Annotated in this window: 17 protein-coding genes; 9 read left to right on the plus strand and 8 right to left on the minus strand. The window is 72.6% G+C overall.

What is annotated here, in order from left to right; all coding sequences use genetic code 11:
- Window positions 1–15: 15 nt before the first annotated feature.
- The 3 genes from C1I95_RS19855 to C1I95_RS19865 all read right to left on the minus strand — a co-directional run bounded on the left by C1I95_RS19855 (window position 16) and on the right by C1I95_RS19865 (window position 4438).
- Window positions 16–930: an acetyltransferase gene (locus C1I95_RS19855; RefSeq protein WP_111215324.1), complete on the minus strand. Its 915-nt coding sequence runs from the start codon at window positions 928–930 to the stop codon at window positions 16–18.
- 165 nt (window positions 931–1095) lie between these two features.
- Window positions 1096–1662 carry a TetR/AcrR family transcriptional regulator gene (locus C1I95_RS19860; protein WP_233513763.1) on the minus strand — a complete coding sequence of 189 codons (567 nt, stop codon included), beginning with the start codon at window positions 1660–1662 and terminating at the stop codon, window positions 1096–1098.
- A gap of 73 nt (window positions 1663–1735) precedes the next feature.
- Window positions 1736–4438, minus strand: coding sequence for an MGH1-like glycoside hydrolase domain-containing protein (locus tag C1I95_RS19865; RefSeq protein WP_111215325.1), 2703 nt, complete (start codon window positions 4436–4438; stop codon window positions 1736–1738).
- A gap of 42 nt (window positions 4439–4480) precedes the next feature.
- On the opposite strand from C1I95_RS19865, the gene C1I95_RS19870 reads away from it, so the two are divergent.
- Window positions 4481–6415 carry an amylo-alpha-1,6-glucosidase gene (locus C1I95_RS19870; protein ID WP_111215326.1) on the plus strand — a complete coding sequence of 645 codons (1935 nt, stop codon included), beginning with the start codon at window positions 4481–4483 and terminating at the stop codon, window positions 6413–6415.
- 47 nt (window positions 6416–6462) lie between these two features.
- Here the strand turns inward: C1I95_RS19870 and C1I95_RS19875 are convergent, their stop codons facing one another.
- Window positions 6463–8376, minus strand: a complete 1914-nt coding sequence (locus C1I95_RS19875; protein ID WP_111215327.1) for a Xaa-Pro dipeptidyl-peptidase — start codon at window positions 8374–8376, stop codon at window positions 6463–6465.
- A 415-nt stretch (window positions 8377–8791) separates the two neighbouring features.
- Between C1I95_RS19875 and C1I95_RS19880 the strand changes: the two genes are divergently transcribed.
- The 8 genes from C1I95_RS19880 (at window position 8792) to C1I95_RS19915 (ending at window position 16656) form a co-directional block, all read left to right on the plus strand.
- The gene (locus tag C1I95_RS19880) at window positions 8792–10123 is read left to right on the plus strand and encodes a glycosyltransferase family 4 protein (protein WP_111215328.1); all 1332 of its coding nucleotides are present in this window, start codon (window positions 8792–8794) and stop codon (window positions 10121–10123) included.
- A 64-nt stretch (window positions 10124–10187) separates the two neighbouring features.
- Window positions 10188–11867, plus strand: coding sequence for a serine/threonine-protein kinase (locus C1I95_RS19885; RefSeq protein WP_233513764.1), 1680 nt, complete (start codon window positions 10188–10190; stop codon window positions 11865–11867).
- Between the two features lie 66 nt (window positions 11868–11933).
- Window positions 11934–12524, plus strand: a complete 591-nt coding sequence (locus C1I95_RS19890) for a DUF1707 SHOCT-like domain-containing protein (RefSeq protein ID WP_111215329.1) — start codon at window positions 11934–11936, stop codon at window positions 12522–12524.
- A gap of 184 nt (window positions 12525–12708) precedes the next feature.
- A complete protein-coding gene (locus C1I95_RS19895; protein WP_233513765.1) occupies window positions 12709–13080 on the plus strand; it encodes a GntR family transcriptional regulator in 372 nt (123 codons plus the stop codon).
- Window positions 13077–14003, plus strand: coding sequence for an ABC transporter ATP-binding protein (locus C1I95_RS19900; protein ID WP_111215330.1), 927 nt, complete (start codon window positions 13077–13079; stop codon window positions 14001–14003). The genes C1I95_RS19895 and C1I95_RS19900 overlap by 4 nt, the downstream gene beginning before the upstream one ends.
- Window positions 14000–14695, plus strand: a complete 696-nt coding sequence (locus C1I95_RS19905; protein ID WP_111215331.1) for a hypothetical protein — start codon at window positions 14000–14002, stop codon at window positions 14693–14695. Before C1I95_RS19900 ends, C1I95_RS19905 begins: the two co-directional genes overlap by 4 nt.
- A gap of 243 nt (window positions 14696–14938) precedes the next feature.
- Window positions 14939–15748, plus strand: coding sequence for a metal-dependent hydrolase (locus C1I95_RS19910; RefSeq protein WP_111215332.1), 810 nt, complete (start codon window positions 14939–14941; stop codon window positions 15746–15748).
- Window positions 15745–16656 (plus strand): amidohydrolase family protein, encoded by a 912-nt coding sequence (locus C1I95_RS19915; RefSeq protein ID WP_233513766.1) that lies wholly within the window; start codon window positions 15745–15747, stop codon window positions 16654–16656. The genes C1I95_RS19910 and C1I95_RS19915 overlap by 4 nt, the downstream gene beginning before the upstream one ends.
- 4 nt (window positions 16657–16660) lie before the next feature.
- On the opposite strand, the gene C1I95_RS19920 is transcribed toward C1I95_RS19915, so the two are convergent.
- The 4 genes from C1I95_RS19920 to C1I95_RS19935 all read right to left on the minus strand — a co-directional run.
- The gene (locus C1I95_RS19920; protein WP_111215333.1) at window positions 16661–17254 is read right to left on the minus strand and encodes a nucleotidyltransferase family protein; all 594 of its coding nucleotides are present in this window, start codon (window positions 17252–17254) and stop codon (window positions 16661–16663) included.
- Window positions 17255–17483: 229 nt separating this feature from the next.
- Window positions 17484–18539: a hypothetical protein gene (locus C1I95_RS35305; protein ID WP_158566429.1), complete on the minus strand. Its 1056-nt coding sequence runs from the start codon at window positions 18537–18539 to the stop codon at window positions 17484–17486.
- Window positions 18536–19033 (minus strand): SigE family RNA polymerase sigma factor, encoded by a 498-nt coding sequence (locus tag C1I95_RS19930; protein ID WP_111215334.1) that lies wholly within the window; start codon window positions 19031–19033, stop codon window positions 18536–18538. Before C1I95_RS19930 ends, C1I95_RS35305 begins: the two co-directional genes overlap by 4 nt.
- Window positions 19034–19074: 41 nt before the next feature.
- A partial coding sequence (locus tag C1I95_RS19935; protein WP_199523822.1) for a nucleotidyltransferase family protein occupies window positions 19075–19747 on the minus strand: 673 nt, incomplete at its 5' end.

Raw genomic sequence — 19747 nt, forward strand, 5'->3', positions numbered from 1 at the left:
GAGGGGAACTGGGGGTCAGGCTTGGGGCAGCGCGAAGGTCACCCGGGAGCGGATCCGGCGGAAGCCGGTCCGGTCCAGCTCCGCCACCGTGGCCACCCGGTGCGCGTCCACGTCGGCGACCACCTCGTACGCGCCACCGGCGGCCAGCGTCCCGACCGCGTCGGCCAGCAGTTCACCGCGAGCCGACTCGTCCAGCAGACCGAGGTAGGCGATCATCGGATAGCAGGCGTCACCCGCCGTTGCGGCCAGGCCGACCGGTACCGCGCCGTCCAGCGCGACGCGCCAGTCCTGCGCCGGGCCGGTCAGCCAGGCCAGCGGATCGCGGGCCAGGTCCACCCCGCCGACCACCCGCGCCGTCTCCGCACCAGTCAGCAGTTCTGGCGCGACGATCCGGGCGACCAGTGAGTTGATCTCCGCGGCGTCGGTGGCCGGACGGAACGAGTACCGGCCGGCCGACGCCGGCAACGGTCCGCCGGCCGACGCCGGCAATGGTCCGCCGGTCCACGAGCACCGTAGCCGCTCCCCCTGCTCGACCAGGCCGGCGAGCCGGGCCGCCGCCATCGGGGGCTCCACCACGGCACGTACCTCCGGCTGCCGGCGCCAGTACGCGGGCAGTGCGGCGTGGTACACCTTGGGACCGCCGAGTGCCTGGTGAGCGGCGTGCAGCAACGCGGCGCCGTCCTCCGGCGCGGCGGCCAGGTCGAATCGTTCCAGCCACGGTTCACCGACGGACCCGGGTGGGAGCGCCCAGGCGGCCCGGCCGACCACTCGGCCGGCGCGCAGCGCGATCCAGGTGCGGTCGGGCCGGTAGCCGCCGCCGGCGAGCCCGTCGGCGTAGCCGACCTGCCGCAGCTGCGGCAACGGGTCGGGCATCGAGTCGAACAGTTCTTCCTCGCCCGCGACGAGCGGGCGGACGACCAGATCGGTCATGGCTTGATCCTCCGGGAAGCAGCGCCCCGGGTCAGATCCGCGTGGACGCCGTGCCGCGGAGGGGGCGCAGAACATCGGACATTGTTCTGACCTCCTTCCGGCTCGACGGCGTGCTCGACGGCGTGCCAGCGAAGCTACGCGACACCCCCACCCACCGCAACGGGGTTACGGGCTGCCGAAGAGCTGTTCACCGAGCAGCTGTTCGCGCTGCTCCTGCGCCTCCGGGCGGAGCCGGCCGCCTCGGGTGAGCATCACCATGCCGTGCAGCAGACTCCAGCCGAGTTCGGCGAGGGTGTCCGCGTCGCGTCCGGCGGCCAGCGGGGCGAGCGCCGCCCGCAGTTCCGCGAAGGTCGCCGCGACCGTCTCGGGTGCCTGGTCGGCGCCGAGGGTCAGATCCGGGGTGTGGGCGGCCATCGCGTCGTACACCTCGGGGTTGGCGTAGGCGAAGTCCAGGTAGGCCGCCGTCACCGCGGGCCACACCTCGGGCGGCCGGTCGACCGCCACCCGGGCGGCGGTCAGCGCGGCGGCCAGGTCGGCGAAGCCCCGCACGGCGACTGCGGCAACCACCGCGTCCCGGTCGGCGAAGCGCTCGTAGAGGGTGCCCAGGTCGACGTCGGCGCGCTCGGCCAGCCGGCGGGCGGTCACCGCCGCCCAGCCCTCGGCCTCGGCCAACTGCCAGGCGGTGGCGACGATCGCGTCCCCGTCCCGCCCCGTGCCTGGGTCGTCTGACACGCCGCCGATGCTAGCGGCGGGCAACTCAGGGTGAGCCTGCCGGGACGGATTGTCGACACCGGCGCTGCGCACCCTACCGACGCAGGGTGAGGATGAGGTCGGCGACCAGGGCGGTCCAGCCGGTCTGGTGCCAGGCGCCGAGGCCGGCACCGTTGTCGCCGTGGAAGTACTCCGGGAACGCGATCAGGTCCCGCCAGTCCGGGTGGGTCTGGAACAGCTGCGCGGCGCCGTAGATCGGCCGGCGGCCCCAGCCGTCCCGGGTGAACAGCGCGATCAGCCGGGCCGAGAGGTCGTCGGCGATCTCGTCGAGGGTCTTCTTCACCCCGGACCGGGTCGGGTACTCCACTTGGAGGTCGTCGCCGAAGAACGCCGCGTAGTCGCGCAGCGCGCTGATCAGCAGGAAGTTCGTCGGCAGCCAAATCGGGCCGCGCCAGTTGGAGTTGCCGCCGAACAGGCCGCTGGTCGATTCGGCGGGCTCGTAGCCGACCGAGAACTCCTGCCCGCCGAGGGTGACCGCGAACGGCTTGTCCAGGTGCGCGCGGGAGAGCGTACGCAGGCCGTACTCGGAGAGGAACTCGTCGGTGTCCAGCATCCGGGCGAGCAGCCGGACCACCTGCTCCGGGCCGCACATGGACAACAGCCGTTGCTGCCGTCCGTCCGGGCCGATCCGCCGCGCACCGATCACCGAGGCGTACTCGGGGCGGTTGGTGAGGAACCAGCGCAGCCGGGCGCCCAGCTCGGGCAGCCGATGCAGGGTACGGGCCGGCAGCCGGGTCACCGCGGCCAGCGGCAGCAGACCGACCACCGAGCGCACCTTCAGCGGCACCCTGGTGCCGTCGGCCAGCCGCAGCACGTCGTAGAAGAACGCGTCCTCGTCGTCCCACAGCCCCTGCGAGTACGCCGCCGCGGCGATGTATGCGAAGTGCTCGAAGAACTTCGTCGCGGTGTCCACCCAGCTGCGGTCGTGCTCGGCCAGCACGATGGCGATGTCGAGCAGGTTGAGGGCGTACATCGCCATCCAGCCGGTGCCGTCGGACTGCTCCAGCACCCCGGCCACCGGCAGTGCCGCCGACCGGTCGAACGGGCCGACGTTGTCCAGCCCGAGGAACCCGCCCTCGAAGACGTTGTTGCCGCCGGTGTCCTTGCGGTTGACCCACCAGGTGAAGTTCATCAGCAGCTTGTGCATCATCCGGGCCAGGAAGTCGTGGTCCCGGCTGCCGTCGATCTCGAAGACCTTCAGCGCCGCCCAGGCGTGCACCGGTGGGTTGACGTCGCCGTACGCCCACTCGTACGCCGGGATCTGCCCGTTGGGGTGCAGGTACCACTCGCGGAGCAGGAGCAGCAGCTGCTCCTTGGCGAACCCGGGATCGACCCGGGCGATGCTCACGCAGTGGAAGGCGAGGTCCCAGGCCGCGTACCACGGGTACTCCCACGGGTCCGGCATGGAGATCACGTCGAAGCTGGTCATGTGCCACCAGGCGCTGTTGCGCCCGTGCTGGCGGCCGGCCGGCGGCGTCGAACCCGGATCGCCCTCCAGCCACCGCTTGACGTCGAAGTGGTAGAACTGCTTGCCCCACATCAGCCCGGCGATGGCCTGCCGGGCGATCAACGCCTCGTCGGCGGTGGCCTTCGCCGGGATCACCCCGTCGAAGAACCGGTTCGCCTCGGCCCGCCGGGCCCACAGCACCGCGTCGAAGCCGTCGCCCAGGTCGGCCGGCGGCGGGTCGCCGTCACCGGGCGGCGGGGCGGTACGGGTCAGCCGCAGCCGGATCCGCCGTTCGGCGCCGGCCGGCACGTCCAGCACGTAGTGCAGCGCCCCCTTGGTGCCTGCCAGCTCCGGGTTGACCGTCTCCGCCCCGCCCACCACATGATCGTTGATGCCGTCCTTCGGGTACGGCGTACGGCTCGGCAGCCCCCACAGCCGCTCGGCGTTGGTGTCGTTGTCGCAGAGCAGCGGCGTCGGGTCGCCGTCGCCTTCGAGCATGATCTGCCCGAGCACCCAGTGCTCGCCGACCAGCCGGCGCCGCTCGCCGACGATCCGGGGCACCCGGTCGGTGCCGGGCAGCCCCCAGGCCCAGGTGTTGCGGAACCACAGATGCGGCAGCACGTGCAGTCGCTCGGCCCGGTCACTCCGGTTGGCCACGGTCACCACGATGCACATGTCGGTCGGCGTGGCCTTGGCGAAGTCGACGGTCACCGCCCAGTACCGGTCGTCGTCGAAGATGCCGGTGTCGACCAGTTCGTACTCGGTGTCGTCCCGGCCGCGCAGCCCGTTGACCGCGACCAGCTCGTCGTACGGGAAGGCGGCCTGCGGGTAGTGGTAGCGCCAGCGCATCCACGAATGGGTGGGCGTGGAGTCCTCGTACCACCAGTACTCCTTGGCGTCCTCGCCGTGGTTGCCGCCGTCCCCGCCGAGGCCGAACATCCGCTCCTTGATGATCGGATCGCGCCCGTTCCACAGCGCGAGGGCGAAGCAGAACGTCTGTCGGTCGTCACACACGCCCGCCATGCCGTCCTCGGACCACCGGTAGGCTCGGGACCGCGCGTGGTCGTGGGGGAAGTAGTCCCACGCCGTGCCGTGCTCGCTGTAGTCCTCCCGTACCGTCCCCCACGCCCGCTCGGACAGATAGGGACCCCATGCGCGCCAGTCCTGCTCGCCGGCGTCAGCCTGGGCGAGCCGGACTCGCTCGGCGTCGGGAGCCGGGGCGGAGGGCGAACCGTCAATGATCACCTGCACATCTTCGACGCCGCCGGGGTACTTCACCACAGCGGTCATTGTCGTCGTGTCGTGTTACACCTCGCCGCCGGTGGAGGAAAGTTGATCGAGATTTGCTTCGGTCCGCAGGTGTGCGGCGAGCTGACCAGCGCCGCCGGGCGCGAATGGCTGGTGCCCGACGGCCTCGGCGGGTACGCCATGGGCACCGTCGGCGGGCTGCGCACCCGGCGTTACCACGGGCTGCTGGTGGTCCCCGGGAAAACCCCGGCCTCCCGAAAGGTGGGACTGGTCAGCCTCGACCCGGCGGTGCTGCTGCCCTCCGGAGCACGGGTACGCCTCGGCGCGCACGAGTGGGCCTCCGGCGACGTGGATCCGCGCGGTTTCGAGCTGCTGGAGCGCTTCGACCTGGTCGACGGGCTGCCGCGCTGGCGGTGGCGCGTCGGCGACGTGGTGATCGAGCGGGAGTTGGCCATGCTGCCCGGGCGGTCCTGCCTGGCGGTGGTGCACCGGCTGATCAGCGGCGGCCCGGTCGAGCTGGAGCTGGCCGCCGCGTGCACCTGGCGGGACGCGCACGGCGAACGCCGCGCCGACGGGCCGCCGCTGCGGATGGAGCAGGTCGACGGCGGCGCGGTGATCGAGGGGGCGTACCGGCTGTCCGGGCCGGGCTGGACGCCGCAGGGCCACTGGTGGCGGGGCGTCCACCACCGCGAGGAGGCGGCCCGCGGCCTGCCCGCCGAGGAGGACCTGTGGTACGCCGGCCAGTTCCGCGACACCCTGCACCGCCCCGGCGACACCCTGTCGGTGCTGGCCTGGGCGGACGACCCGGCACCGGCACCGCCCCCGGCCACCGAGGTGGTCGCCGCGGCCCGGCGGCGCAACCGTGAGGTGGTGGCGTCGGCCAAGCCCGCCGACGAGGTGGCCGCCACCCTGGCGCTGGCCGCCGACGCGTTCGTGGTGCGGACCAACGACGCCGCCGTGGACGTGGTCGCCGGGTACCCGTGGTTCGGTGCCTGGTCGCGGGACACGATGATCTCGTACGAGGGGCTGTTCCTGCGTACCGGGCGGGCCCACCTCGGCCGCGAGCTGCTGCGGTCGTACGCGGCGACGCTGTCGGAGGGGATGCTGGCCAACACCGCCGACACCGGCCGGGTCGAGTACAACACCGTCGACGGCACGCTGTGGTTCCTGCACGCGGTCAGCCGGCACGTCACCGTCACCGGCGACACCGACCTCGGCGACGAGCTGCTGCCGGCGCTCTGCGAGGTGGTGGACGCCCACCTGGCCGGTACCCGGTTCGGCATCGCCGTCGACCCCGCCGACGGACTGCTCACCCAGGGCGTCCCCGGCGCCGCGCTGACCTGGATGGACGCCCGGGTGTACGGGGCGCCGGTCACCCCCCGGCACGGCAAACCGGTCGAGGTCAACGCCCTGTGGATCAACGGGCTGGCCGGGGTCGCCGAGTTGGCCGAGCTGGCCGGGCGGGACGCCGACGGGTTGCACCGGCTGCACGAGCGGGCAGCCAAGTCGTTCCGGGACCGGTTCCCGACCCCCGCCGGCTGGCTGCACGACGTGGTCGACGCGCCCGCGCCGGCGTACCCGTTGGGTGGTTCCGCGCACCACGACGACGACCTGCTGCGCCCCAACCAACTGCTGGCCTGGTCGCTGCCGTTCGCACCGCTGGTGCCGGACCCGCAGACCCTGGACCGGGTCGGCGCCGGGCTGCTCACCCCGCTCGGCCCGCGCAGCCTCTCCCCCGACGGCCCCGGCTTCGCCGGTCGGCACCGGGGCGGGCCGGCCGAGCGGGACAGCGCCTACCACCAGGGCACCGTCTGGCCGTGGCTGATCGGCCCGTACGCCGACGCCAGCCGCCGCGCGGGCCGCCCGGTCGACGAACTCTTCGCCGGCCTGGAGGCGCACCTGACCGAGTACGGCCTCGGCTCGGTCAGCGAGACCGCCGACGGTCTCGCCCCGCACACCGCCACCGGCTGCCCGTTCCAGGCCTGGTCGGTCGCCGAACTGCTGCGCGCCCGCCGGTAGCGCGGGTGGGGTTGGTGGGGCGCCCAGCTGGGCGCCCCACCAACCGGTCAGCCCAGGCCCGCCGCCACGGCGGCCTGGCGGCCGCCGACGACCGGCAGGGTGATCCGGGTGCTGTCGAAGTGCACGGTGATCTCTGCCCGGTTCTGCTTGGCCCGGCTGCTGTAGCCGGAGTACGAGCCGAGCAGGATCACACCGATCTGGTGGCCGCTCTCGAAGACGTAGTCCTCGGGCATCAGCGGCACGTCAACGGCGTTCTTCTTGCCGGGCAGCAGGGGCGTCGCCACGGACAGCGAGTCGAGGTTGAGCCCGTCGATGATGCCCTTGGTGACCAGCTCCTGCGGGTTGCTCGCCACGGTCTTGGCGACCTGCCGGTAGCAGGCGTCTTCCGCGAACCCGCCGAAGTTGGCCGTCTCACCCCAGCAGTCCTCGGTGGTCAGGGTCCGGATGCCGTCGCCGGTGGTGCTGAACCGCTCCCGGGTGCCGTAGTCGACGAGCAGCCCGGCGAAGCTGGTGTCCGTACCATTGACCGAAGCCTTGATCCGCACGATCGGCGTGCCGGAGATGTGCAGCGGCGCCTTCAGCGGCTCGGACAGGAACACCAACCGGTTGTCCTTGTTGGCCTGCGGGTCCGACGGGTGCCGGATCGCGTTGGCCTGGCTCATCGTCGGCGTGTCCTGGAAGGTCGCCGACTTGTTCCCGGGGCCAGACTTCACCGACAGCCCGCCGGCACCACCGTCGGTCGCCGGCAGCAGGAACACCTGGGTCGGCTGGGTGCCGGGCACCGGCCAGTTGGCGTGCGTCTCCCAGACGTCCGGCAGCCGCTCGACGTCGGCCATCGGCTCGCGCATGATCCCGTTGTCGATACCCTGCAGCCAGAAGTCGAACCAGCGGTGCAGGGTGTCCACCCACTCCGCGCGGCGGAAGTCGAACGGGTCGATGTGCCCGGTTCCGGTCAGCCACAGCTTGCGCGGAACGTTGTTCTCGGCCAGGGCGTACCACCACTTGCTGAAGTGGTCCGCCCGCACGTTGTCGTCGTTGATGCCGTGCACCACGAAGACGCTGGCCTTCACCTTGCTCGCGTGCGGCAGGTAGTCCCGCTCCGCCCAGAAGTCGTTGTAGTCGCCGGTGACGTCGTCGCCGCCCACGCCGAGCTGGCTACGCACCGGGGCGCAGTACGCCCGGCGGTTCGGGTTGGTCACCGTGTTGGACAGGCTGCCCGAGTAGTTGTTGTTCCGGGTCACCAGACCGTTGCTGCGCGAGTAGTCGTACCAGCTGGAGATGGCCGAGATCGGCACGATCGTGGCCAGCCCCTCAACCCCGGTGGCGGCGGCCGCGTTGGCCAGCGTGCCGTCGTACGACTTGCCGATCATGCCGGTCTTGCCGTTGTGCCAGTCGGCGACGACCTCGTTGCCGGCGGCGTCGAAGCCCTTGCGGCGGCCGTTGAGCCAGTCGATGGCGGTCGGCGCGCTGATGTTGTCCGCGAGGCCGCCGGTGACCGGGCACCCGGTCGAGTTGTTGGTGCCGATCATGTCCATCAGGACGACCGCGTAGCCACGCGGGACGAAGTAGTTGTCGTAGAACAGCGGCCAACGGTCGTTCAGGCCGTCGCCGTCCAGGTCACCCTTGCACTCGCTCTCGTTGCCCCGGCACACCGTCGAGTAGTAGGGGCTGGCGTCCATCACCACCGGAACCCGCAGGCCCTCGTCGCTGGCCTTGGGGCGGATGATGTCCATCGCCACGATGTCGAGCGCGCCGTCGGCGTCGGTGTCGACATCGGAGGTGACGAAGATCCGCTCGCGGACCGAGTCGGCGTAGCCGAAAACCGGCTGGGTGACGCCATCGGCGATGACCAGTTCCGTAGTCGCCGGCGCGGGCTGCGCCAACGCCGGGGTCACGGGGAGGACGGCCGCGGTCATCACGACCACCACCGCTCTGCCCAACCATCGTCTCGTGCTTCGCATCGTGCAGCTCCTTCCAGGCACCCGACGTCGACCGCCGCACGCCGGTCGTGGCGCGCGGACCATGAGCCTCTCGGTGCACCGTCGGGATAGAACCTACGAACCAGGCCATCGCAGGTCTTCGGACACCTGTGGGAGGTGCGGGCGGCCCACTCCTACGGCTGTCGCAGGACTTCGGCACAATGCCGCACCAAGCGCCCACCGGCCGGCCCACAGGCCGGCGCCGGCCGCCCGGTCCGGGCCCGGTCGATCGTCGGCCTACGCACACCGGCCGGTAGCGCTTTACACCCCCGCAACGGGTACGTCTCCGCTGGTTATCCAGCTGCGACCAGGATTGGTGCCGATCCAGCCGCGACGTGAACAGGCCCGCCGGGGGGCCGGCCGACGGCCGCGCGGAGACAACTCAAAGGGGGCGCGTGTGTCACCGAACGCCGACGTGATCGACATCAACTCCGCCCGATCGCAGCGGGTGCTGCTGCTGTCCTGGGAGTACCCGCCCGTCCTCGTCGGCGGTCTCGGCCGACACGTACACGCCCTCTCCGTCGCCCTGGCCGCCGCCGGTCACGAGGTCACCGTCGTCACCCGGCACGCCGACGGCGCGCCGCTGGAGGAACACATCGACGGGGTACGCATCCTGCGCGCCGCCGAGGACCCGGTCACCTTCCCCCTGGCCACCAGTTCGCTGCTGGCCTGGACCATGGCGTTCAACCACACCCTGACCCGCGCCGCCCTGCGCGCCGCCGACACCGGCACCTACGACGTCATCCACGCGCACGACTGGCTGGTCGCGCACACCGCCATCACCCTCGCCGAGCACCTGCGTCTGCCGCTGGTGACCACCATGCACGCCACCGAGGCCGGCCGGCACCAGGGCTGGCTGCCGGCGGAGATGAACCGCACCATCCACGGCGTCGAACACTGGCTCAGCAGCGCCTCCACCCGCCTCATCGCCTGCTCCGGCTACATGCGGGAGCAGGTCACCACCCTGTTCGACGTGCCCGCCGGCCACGTCGAGGTGGTGCCCAACGGCGTCGACGACCGGGCCTGGCGGGCCCGCCCGCGCGCCGTCGCCTCGGCCCGCGCCCGGTTCGCCGCCGACGGCCCACTGATCGGCTACGCCGGCCGGCTGGTCTACGAGAAGGGCGTGCAGCACCTGGTCGACGCCGTGCCGCAGCTGCGTGACCGGCACCCCGGGCTGCGGGTGCTGATCGCCGGGGACGGCCCCTACCGGGGCGAGCTGGAGGAGCGGATCCACCAGCTCGGGCTCGGCGGCACCGTACGCTTCGCCGGATTCCTCGACAACACCCAACTGCCGGCGGTGCTCGGCGCCACCGACGCGACCGTCGTACCGAGCCTCTACGAGCCGTTCGGCATGGTGGCCCTGGAGGCGGCGGCGGCCGGGGCGCCGCTGGCGGTGGCCCGCACCGGGGGCCTCGCCGAGATCGTCGAGCCCGGCGTCACCGGCGTCACCTTCCCGCACAGCGACCCACCCGCCCTGGCCGGCGCGGTCGACCAACTCCTCGGCGACGAGGTCTTCGCCCGCCGGGTCGCCCGGCAGGCCCGCACGATGGTCGGCCGGCGGTACGGCTGGGCCACCATCGCCGCCCGCACCGCGGAGGCGTACGCCACCGCCCGCCGGGAGCACGGGCCGATGCAGGCCCGGCGCGCCGCCGTCGAGGTGCCCCGACCCCGGCAGACGATAACGATCCCGGACGGAAACCTCCTCGCGGTTGGCGGCGCTGCCTGCTGAGTTGATAGGTAAGCCCCGATCCGCTGGCTAATGTGTACGCCGGACGGCGGCGGATGGGGGATGCGTGCGAGCGTTGATCGCCGGCCGGTACCGGCTGCTCGACCTGGTCGGACGTGGCGGGATGGGTGCGGTCTGGCGGGCCAGCGACGAGGTGCTGCACCGCGAGGTGGCGGTCAAGCAGGTGGTGCTGCCGGCCTGGCTCGGCGGCGACGCACGCGACCAGTTGCGGGCCCGCACCCTGCGCGAGGCCCGCACCGCCGCCCGGCTCAGCCACCCCAACGTGGTCCGCGTCTACGACGTGGTCTCCGACGCCGGTACACCCTGGATCGTCATGGAGTACGTGCCCTCACGCACCCTCCAGGACGTCATCGACGGTGACGGCCCGCTGCCGCCGCACCGCGCCGCCCGCATCGGCCTGGCCCTGCTGGACGCCCTGCGGGCGGCGCACGACGCCGGGGTGCTGCACCGCGACGTCAAGCCGCAGAACGTGCTCGTCGCGGACGACGGCCGGGTGCTGCTGACCGACTTCGGGCTGGCCGTCTTCGACGGCGGCGACGGGGCGATGACCGGCTCGGGCACCGTCCTGGGCTCGCCGCAGTACGTGGCACCGGAACGCGCCGCCGAGGGGGTGTCCAGCGCGCCGGCCGACCTGTGGTCGCTGGGCGCGACCCTGCACGCCGCCGTCGAGGGCCGCTCCCCGTACGCCCGCAGCACCGCCATGGCCACCCTCAGCGCGTTGGCCTCCGCCCCGCCGGACCCGGCACCGCACGCCGGGCCGCTGGCGCCGGTGCTGGCCGGGCTGCTGCAACGCGACCCCGCCGACCGCGCCGACCACACCGAGGCCCGCCGCCGGCTGGTGGCTGCCGCCGGGTCGGACCCGACCGAGCCGGGCACCGGCGGCGCGGCGGCCGGCCGGCCGGACGGGCCGGGCGAGCCGCCGCACCGGCCGGCCACCGCGCCGCCGGTCCCCCGGGAATCGGCCCCGAACCGCGACCGGGTCGCCGTGGCCCGGCCCTGGGCGCTGGCCGCGGTCGCCATGCTGGTGGCGGCCGCGGCCGGGATCGGCACCGCGCTGACCGTGGTGGGCACCGGCGCGTTCCGCCCGCACCAGGAGGCGGCGGTTCTCCCACCCGGCGCACCGCCGTACGACGTCGACGGGCCGCACCAGCCCGGCGGCAACCGTCCGCCCGGGCCGCCGCCCGGCCAGCCCGGCGGTCCCGGGCCGCCGCCGCTGCCCTGCGTGCGGCCGTGGATCGACGGCGAACCGGTCTCCGCGACGGCTCCCGCGGCGGGCGAGCGGTTCCGTCCGCCCGCCGGCTGGGCCTGGCACGCCGACGCCAGTGGCTTCCGGGTGGCGGTGCCGGCCGGCTGGCGCTACTCCCGCGACGGCGACGTGGCCTGCTTCCAGGACCCGGCCACCGGCCGGGCACTCAGCGTCGCCGCGGAGACCGACAGCACCACGGCGCCGGCCGCACGCCTGCGGGCCGTGCGGGACCGGGAACTGGCCGCCGGCACCCTCCCGGCCTACCAGGAGTTCCGGCTCGGCCGGGTGGGCGCCGGCACCGAGTGGGAGTTCGGCTGGCTGACCCCGCACGGCGACCGGCTGCGCGCCACGCAGATCGCGCCGGATCGGCCGGCGCGCGGCCGATCGTGGACGCTGGGCTGGATCACCCGGGAAAGCGACTGGAAGGCCGCCGCCGGTCAGCTGGCCACGGCCCGGGCCAGCTTCCGCCCCGGCCGCTGACGTACCGCGGCCGCCGGGCTCTGGTCGCCTTTCCGTGGCCGTGCGGCCCGCCGTTAGGCTCGGGCCGTGGAGCGGGAACGGTACGACGACGACACTGACCGGCTGCGAGTCTCCGACCGGGAGCGGGAGGAGGTCGTGGAGCTGCTCGGCCAGGCGGCGGCCGAGGGCCGACTGACGCTCGGCGAGTACACCGAGCGGGCCGGCGCCGCCCACGCCTCGGTCACCCGCGGCGAGCTGGCCAAGGTGACCAGGGACCTGCCGAACGCTCCGGGCCGGCCACCCGCCAGGACCACCGGCGCGGTGGGCCTGCCGCCGGAGCGGCTCCTGGCGATCTTCGGCAACGACGTGCGCAAGGGCGCCTGGCCGGTACCGGAAACGGTCGAGGCCCGGGCCGTCTTCGGCGACTGCCGGATCGAGCTGCACGAGACCCAGCTGCCCCGGCAGGTGACCAGGATCGACGCGGAGGCGATCTTCGGCAACGTCACGATCGTCGTGCCGGAGGGCACGGACGTCCGGCTCACCGGCAGCGCGATCTTCGGTAGCAAGCAGTCCAAGCTGCGCGGTCCGGTCACCCCGGGCGCCCCGGTGATCGAGGTGCGGTGCCGCGCGATCTTCGGCGACGTAACCGTCCGTCCGCCACGTAAGCGCTGGTGGTGACGCCCGCCGGCATCCTGGCCACCGGGATACCGCCACTCCGCCGCGACGGAGTCGACCACCGCTGACCGGCTGAGCCGGCAGCGGCGACCGTGCGCTGGACCACGCGCTCTTGACAGCGGGGCCGTCCTGGCTCCATGGTTAGTTACATGAGTAGTGAACCGCCTAACTATGGTGGCGAACCAGGATGGCGGACGTGATGGAGGAAGGCCGGCCGATCTTCCTGCAGATCGCCGAGCTGCTGGAGAACTCGATCCTCGACGGGACCCTGGCCGAGGAGGGCCAGGTGCCGTCGACAAACGAGTTGGCGGCCTTTCACCGGATCAACCCCGCGACCGCGGCCAAAGGGGTCAACAAGCTGGTCGATGACGGAACCCTCTACAAAAGGAGAGGAATCGGGATGTTCGTCTCCCCCGGCGCCCGCGCCAAGCTGCGCGGCCGGCGCCGCGACGAGTTCGCCCAGCAGTACGTCCAGCCGCTGCTGACCGAGGCGCGCAAGCTCGGCATCGGCCCGGCGGAACTCAAGCAGATGATCGACACCTCGGAGGAGCACCGATGAGCCCCGCCGTCACCGTCACCGACCTCACGAAACGGTACCGGGGCGTCACCGCGCTGGACCGAGTCAGCTTCTCGCTCACCGAGAACCGGATCTACGGCCTGCTGGGGCGCAACGGCGCCGGCAAGACCACCCTGATGCAGATCCTCACCGCACAGGGCTTCGCCACCTCCGGCGAGGTCACGGTCTTCGGCCAGCAGCCGTACGAGAACGAGCAGGTGCTCTCCCGGGTCTGCTTCATCAAGGAGAGCCAGACCTACCCGTCGAACCTGCGGGTGCACCACGTCCTGCGGGCGGCCCGGCTGGTCCACCCCGGCTGGGACGAGAAGCTCGCCCAGCAGTTGGTCGACGACTTCCGGCTGCCGCCGCAACGCAACGTCCGCAAGCTCTCCCGGGGCATGCTCTCGTCGCTCGGCATCGTCGTCGGGCTCGCCTCGCGGGCCCCACTGACCTTCTTCGACGAGCCGTACCTCGGCCTGGACGCCGTGGCCCGGCAGATCTTCTACGACCACCTGCTGGCCGACTACACCGAACACCCCCGCACGATCGTGCTATCGACCCACCTCATCGATGAGGTCAGCGACCTGATCGAGCACGTCCTGCTGATCGACCAGGGTCGGCTCCTGCTGGACGCCGAGGCAGAGACGCTGCGCGGCCAGGTGGTCACGGTCTCCGGCCCGGTCGCGGCGGTGGACGAGTTCGCCCGTACCGGCGCCGAGCTGCACCGGGTGCTTCTCGGCGCGACGGCCCGGGCCACCGTACGCGGCGACTTCGGCCCGGCCGTGCACGACCAGGCCCGCTCCCTCGGCCTCGGTCTCGAAGCGTCCTCGCTCCAGGAACTCGTCGTCCGCCTGACCACCAACAGCAACGCACCCGCGCCCGGCGCCGACAGCGCCGGCGCGGCCAGCAAGGAGGCCGTCCGATGAACCGCGCTCTGACGGTCGCCCGGCTGCAGTTCGTCGCCTGGCCCAGCGTGGTCGGCTGGCCGTGGGGGATCCTGGCCCTCAGCTTCCTGATCAACCTGGCGCTCTTCGCCGCCATGCAGGGGGACCCCAACGTCCAACCGACCACCGGCGGGCTGGCCAGCATCTACGTGGTGATGTTCATCGCCTGCATCAACACGATCACCCAGGACTTCCCGTTCGCGCTCGGGCTGGGAGTCTCGCGCCGCAGCTTCTACCTCGGCAACGTCCTCCAGTTCGCCGCCCAGGCGATCGGCTACGCGGCGGTGCTCTACCTGTTGGCCGTCGTCGAGGAGGCCACCGACGGCTGGGGCATCCAGCTGCGCTTCTTCGGTCTACCCTACCTCTGGGTGGAGAACCCGGTGCTGCGGTTCCTCGGCTTCGCCCTGCCGTTCCTGCTGCTCGGCTTCATCGGCATCGCGATCGCCCTGGTGTTCAAGCGCTGGGGCGCCAACGGCATGCTCACGTTGAGCGCCGCCGCGCTGGTCGTGATCGGTGGGCTCGCGACGCTCGTCACCTGGCAGGGCTGGTGGTCGGCGATTGGCGGCTGGTTCGCCGACCAGTCCGGGGCGGCCCTGCTGGTGGGCTGGCCGGCACTGCTCACGCTGCCCCTCGCCGCCGTCAGCTACCTCGTCATCCGCCGCGCCACACCCTGACCCGACACCGCCCCACCCGCGGCGCGGACCACCCCTGGGGCGGTCCGCGCTCGGCGTCTCATGGCCGACACAGCGACCCGGCCGGCGGGCGTGCGCTGACATACTCCCTGGTGGTCGGCCCGGCCCGCCGACCGCGCTCCGGCACCGTCCGCTGTGGACTGTCTGGGTGATCCCCTGCGGCGCCGCCACGAACTACAGTGGCGTAGTTTTGGCGCTCAAGATCCCTGGGGAGGGCGAGCCGAGATGATGGGACCGTCGCACGCGCTGTCCGGCGCGGCGGTATGGCTGAGCGGGTCCTGGGCGCTCCAGCAGTTCTACGACTACGAGCAGTCGCCGCTTGCGTTGGCCGTCGGCACGGCCGTCTGCGCGGGTGGCGCGCTGCTGCCCGACCTCGATCTGTCCGGCAAGGTGACCCGCAACAAGGGCGGCGCGACGGTGGCCCGCACCTTCGGCGTCTTCTCGCTGTTCGTCGCCGAGGTGGTGGAGAAGATCTCGCTGGGCGTCTACTACGCCACGAAGCTCAGCCGCGACCCGAAGCGCAACAACGGCCACCGTACGCTGACCCACACCATTCCGTTCACCGTGCTGCTCGGCTGGGGCACCACCACGCTGTGCGCCACGTACGGCAAGTGGGCGGTGATCGGCATCCTGTTCTTCATGATCGGTCTGGCCCTGCGTGGCCTGTTCGACAAGTGGGCCGAACGCGCGGGCTGGCTCATCGTCACCCTGATCTCGGCCGGTGCGGCCGTCTTCACCGCCGCCAACCTGCCCGGTGACCGTGGCTACCCGATGATCGGCCTGGCGGTCGGGGTGGGCGCCTTCGTGCACATCATCGGCGACATGATCACGCGGGCCGGCGTACCGATCCTCTGGCCGATCCCGATCAAGCGCCGGATGTGGACGCCGATCAGCCTGCCCGACAAGATCGCGCTACGGGCCGGCGGCCGCGTCGAGGTCGTCTTCGTCCGCACCGCGCTGACCATCGTCTCGGTGCTGGCCGCGCTCGGGCTGGTCGCCCCCTCGGTGCTGCAACGGTTCAACCTCGACTTGTGACCGTCCAGGCCGTCGACCCGGCGATCGTGGCGGCCGACGCCCCCGTGCCCGGTTTCTGGCAGGGGCTCGGTCTGCCCGGGCTGGCCGACGTGCACGTGCACTTCCTGCCGCCGAGGCTGCGCCGCCGGGTGTGGGAGTACTTCGAGTCGGCCGGCCCGCTGGTGGGCCTGGAATGGCCGGTCCGGTACCGGTGGAGCGACGCCGACCGGGTCGCCCACCTGCGCCGGCTCGGTGTCCGGGCGTTCAGTGCGCTCGCGTACGCCCACCGGCCCGGCATGGCCGAGCAGCTCAACCGCTGGACGCTGAATTTCGCCCGGACCACCTCGGGTTGCCTGCCCTCGGCGACGTTCTTCCCCGAGCCGGAGGCGCCCCGGTACGTCGCCGGGGCGATCGCCGACGGCGCCCGGGTGTTCAAGGTGCACCTCCAGGTGGGCGGCTTCGCCCCGACCGATCCGGCGCTGGACGAGGTGTGGGGACTGCTCGCCGAGGCGGGTGTGCCGGTGGTGGTGCACGCCGGACACGCCCCGGTCGGCACCGTGCACACCGGCCCGGATCCGTTCGCCGCGCTGCTGGCCCGGCACGCGCGGCTGCCCGCGATCGTCGCGCACCTGGGCGCGCCGGACTACTCGGCGTTCCTCGACCTGGCGCAGCGCTACCCGCACGTGCGGTTGGACACCACCATGGCGTTCACGCCGTTCCTGGACCGGATGGTGCCGTTCCCCGCCGCCGAGCTGCCCCGGCTGCGCGAGCTGGGGCTGGCCGGCAAGGTGCTGCTGGGCAGCGACTTCCCGAACATCCCCTACCCGTATGCCGATCAGCTGGCCGGCCTGGCCCGCCTCGACCTGGGTGACGACTGGCTGCGCGCGGTGTGCTGGCAGAGCGCCGCCGACCTGTTCGACCTGACTTGACGCGTCAGGCCCCGACCCGCTGCTCCGGCACGGACAGTCCGTAGAGGGCCATCAGCTCGGGGGTGTCGACCCGGCTGCCGTCGGCCACCGCGTCGCAGGCGATGTCGACGATCTGGTCCTTGTGTGCCAGCAGGTAGGGCCGGGCGCCGACGTCGGCGCTGGCCAGGGTGGCGATGCCGGCCCAGTGCCGGCGGCCGAACAGCATCGGATAGCCACGTAGGCCGTTGTAGGTGGCGCAGACCAGCACGTCCGGGAAGGGCAGGGCGGCGACCCGGCGGATCGCGGCGACGGTCAGCCCCGGCATGTCCACCGGCACCACCACCGCCGCCTCGACCTGGTCGTCGTCGATCCCGGCCAGCCCGGCGCGGATGGACGAGCCGACCCCGGTGCCCCACGCGCGGTTGACCACCACCGTGGCGCGGCTCAGCTCGGCGGTCTGGCGGACCTGCTCGGCCGCGGCGCCCAGGACGACCACGATCTGCCCGCAGCCCGCCTCCGTCAGCGTGTCGATCATCTGGTCGACCAGGGGTTTGCCGGCCTGGTGCAGCAGGGCTTCCGGGCCGCCGATGCGGCGGCCACCTCCCGCAGCGATGATCATTCCTGCGATCCGGTTCAGAGCTGCGCTCCCTCCAGCGTGGGACGGCCGGGGCAGCGTGGGCCCTGGCCGTCCCGTCCTACGCACACCGTCTGCAACGAGCGCGGCCGGACGAGAGTGGCGGGGCAAATAGTATAAATTAGGTATCTATCTCATTCTTCGCCGATCGCTGCGAAGACGGCGGCCAGGGTGCCCCGGGATCGCCCGGTGCACCCTGGCCGAGGGACACTCGCTAACCGCCCGCACTTCCCGGGACCGGCGTGAAGACGACCTGCCAGGCGCCGGTGATGTGCTCGGGCACGACCTCGACGGTCACCTGGTCGCCCGGGCTCAGGTCGAGGCCGTACTCACGCTTCCACTCACCGCCCTCGTCGCCGTACGTGCCGTAGCCGGCCATCTCGTAGTCCCACCACTCGCCGGTGCCGACCTCGACGCCGCCGACCCGCAGGTGCAGCAGCCCGGGCGTCTGGGCGATCATGTCGATCGAGGTGAGCGTCCGCCAGGCCAGGGTCTGCCGCACGGGACGCGTCGGGTCGGCCGGATCCGATCGGATGATGACGACGTTCGGGCACAGCGCCTCGGTGCAGCCGGCCGGGAGGGTGTGATCCAGCGGGCCGAGTGGGCCCGCCGGTCGGGGCGGCAGCGGATACTGGTCGAACGGGATCCGCTCGCCGATGGCGAGCGCGACGGTGCCGTTCTCCGGAACCGGCACCGAGACGCTGCCGGCGTCGCCGGACCGCTGGGCACCGGTGATCGTCCCGACGAACGTGGCGGGCTTGCCCACCACGACCCCCTTCTCAGCCCAGTCCGCCGGCCGCAGGGTGCCGTTGCAGCTTCCCTCGGCGACATGTTTGCCGTTGACGGTCAGCTTCCCGTCCACCATCAGGTCGTCGGCGACGCCGTCGCAGCGCATGAAGACGACGAGATCGAGGGTGGTCGGCACCATGGTCAGCTCGATGCGACGCTCCGACAGCGCCGCGCTCGTCGCGGAGACGACGTGCGACCCCACCGCGTACTCCGGGAATCCCATGACGGTGCTCGGCGACGAGGTGACCCCCGGAGTCGGGGTGACCGCCGGAGTCGGGGTGACGTCCGGACGAAGGCCGGGCACGGCGACCGCCGTGGCTACCAGGGCGACCACCACGGCCGTGGCCCAGGTCGCGATCCGCCGGCGGCGCCGCGCGACCACCTTGGCGCGTACGCCACGCAGCCGCAGGTGGTGCTTGACCTGCGCGGTCGAGCCGTCGGAACGCTCGTCGAGCGTCTGCTTGAGATCGGTCAGGTTCATTGCCGCATCCCTTCCGGCGCGAGCGTCTCGTCGAGACGGAGCTTGGCCAGCGCCCGGCTGGCCTGGCTCTTGACCGTGCCGACCGAGCAGCCGAGGGTCTCGGCGATCTCGCCTTCCGAGAGGTCCTCGAAGTACCGCAGCACGAGTACGGCGCGCTGCCGGCGGGGCAGCCGACCCAACGCCCGCCAGAGCCGGTCCCGGTCGTCCAGCCCCGCCTGCGGATCTGTCGCATCGGCCGCCTCGGGCAGTTCAGCCGTGGGCAGCTCGCCGCGCCACCGGCGCCGCCACCACGAGGCGTACGCGTTGACGATGATCCGCCGCACGTACGGCTCGGGGTCGCCCTCGATGCGCCGCCACGCCTCCCAGGCCCGCGCCAGCGCGGTCTGCAACAGGTCCTCCGCCAGTGCCCAGTCACGGGTGAGCAGGTAGGCGGTGCGCAGCAGCCGCGGTGAGCGGGTCACGACGAACTCGTCGAACCCCTCTGGTGTGATCACGTGCCCGCCCTTCTGCCAAGTCGGTCACGAGGTAGTACCGGCTACGCCCGGAAAAGGTTGCCTGACCGCGCTCCTCGCGGCTCGCCCGGATCAGCGGGGCGACGGGTGTCGACGTCGAAGCCCTGCGCCACGTCGCCGCACTCCACCCGCTGGACGAGGGCCGAGTGCCGCCGCAGGTAGTCCCGCGCCCCGCGGTCACCGGCGGCGGACCGGGTCACCGCGACCCAGTGGTCGGCGCCGAGCAGCACCGGGTGGCCCGGTTCGCCAGCATATGTGGCGCGGGCCAGCACCCCCTCCGGGCGGGCGGGCGGCACGACGTCCAGCAGGCGGCGCACCGCGGCCGGCGTCACGCCCGGCATGTCCACCAGGTGTACGCACACCACCCGCGCCGACAACCGCGCCGCGGCTCGCAGGCCGACCCGCAGCGACGAGGCCATCCCGGTCGCCCACTCGTCGTTGACCACCGCGACCACCCGTGGGTCGCCCGGCAGCCGGCCCAGCTCGTCGGCGCGCATCCCGTCGGCGACGGCGGATCCGGGCCGGTCCAGGCCGACCTGGCGGATCACCGCAGCGGCGGCGGCACCGAGCACCACGACGACCGGATCACAGCCGCCGGCGCGCAGCATCTCGGTCGCCGAGCCGAGGAACGGCAGCGCCTTCGGTCCGCCGTAGCGCCGGCCCGCCCCGGCGGCCAGGATCAGCCCGGCGCTCCCC

The organism is Micromonospora craterilacus (assembly GCF_003236315.1).
GTDB classification, from domain to species: domain Bacteria; phylum Actinomycetota; class Actinomycetes; order Mycobacteriales; family Micromonosporaceae; genus Micromonospora; species Micromonospora craterilacus.

Bases quoted from the DNA above. Each gene is read 5' to 3' on its own strand.
- C1I95_RS19855 (WP_111215324.1), bottom strand. From the start codon at position 930: ATGACCGATCTGGTCGTCCGCCCGCTCGTCGCGGGCGAGGAAGAACTG.
- C1I95_RS19865 (WP_111215325.1), bottom strand. From the start codon at position 4,438: ATGACCGCTGTGGTGAAGTACCCCGGCGGCGTCGAAGATGTGCAGGTG.
- C1I95_RS19875 (WP_111215327.1), bottom strand. From the start codon at position 8,376: ATGCGAAGCACGAGACGATGGTTGGGCAGAGCGGTGGTGGTCGTGATG.
- C1I95_RS19895 (WP_233513765.1), top strand. From the start codon at position 12,709: ATGGCGGACGTGATGGAGGAAGGCCGGCCGATCTTCCTGCAGATCGCC.
- C1I95_RS19900 (WP_111215330.1), top strand. From the start codon at position 13,077: ATGAGCCCCGCCGTCACCGTCACCGACCTCACGAAACGGTACCGGGGC.
- C1I95_RS19905 (WP_111215331.1), top strand. From the start codon at position 14,000: ATGAACCGCGCTCTGACGGTCGCCCGGCTGCAGTTCGTCGCCTGGCCC.
- C1I95_RS19910 (WP_111215332.1), top strand. From the start codon at position 14,939: ATGATGGGACCGTCGCACGCGCTGTCCGGCGCGGCGGTATGGCTGAGC.
- C1I95_RS19920 (WP_111215333.1), bottom strand. From the start codon at position 17,254: ATGATCATCGCTGCGGGAGGTGGCCGCCGCATCGGCGGCCCGGAAGCC.
- C1I95_RS35305 (WP_158566429.1), bottom strand. From the start codon at position 18,539: ATGAACCTGACCGATCTCAAGCAGACGCTCGACGAGCGTTCCGACGGC.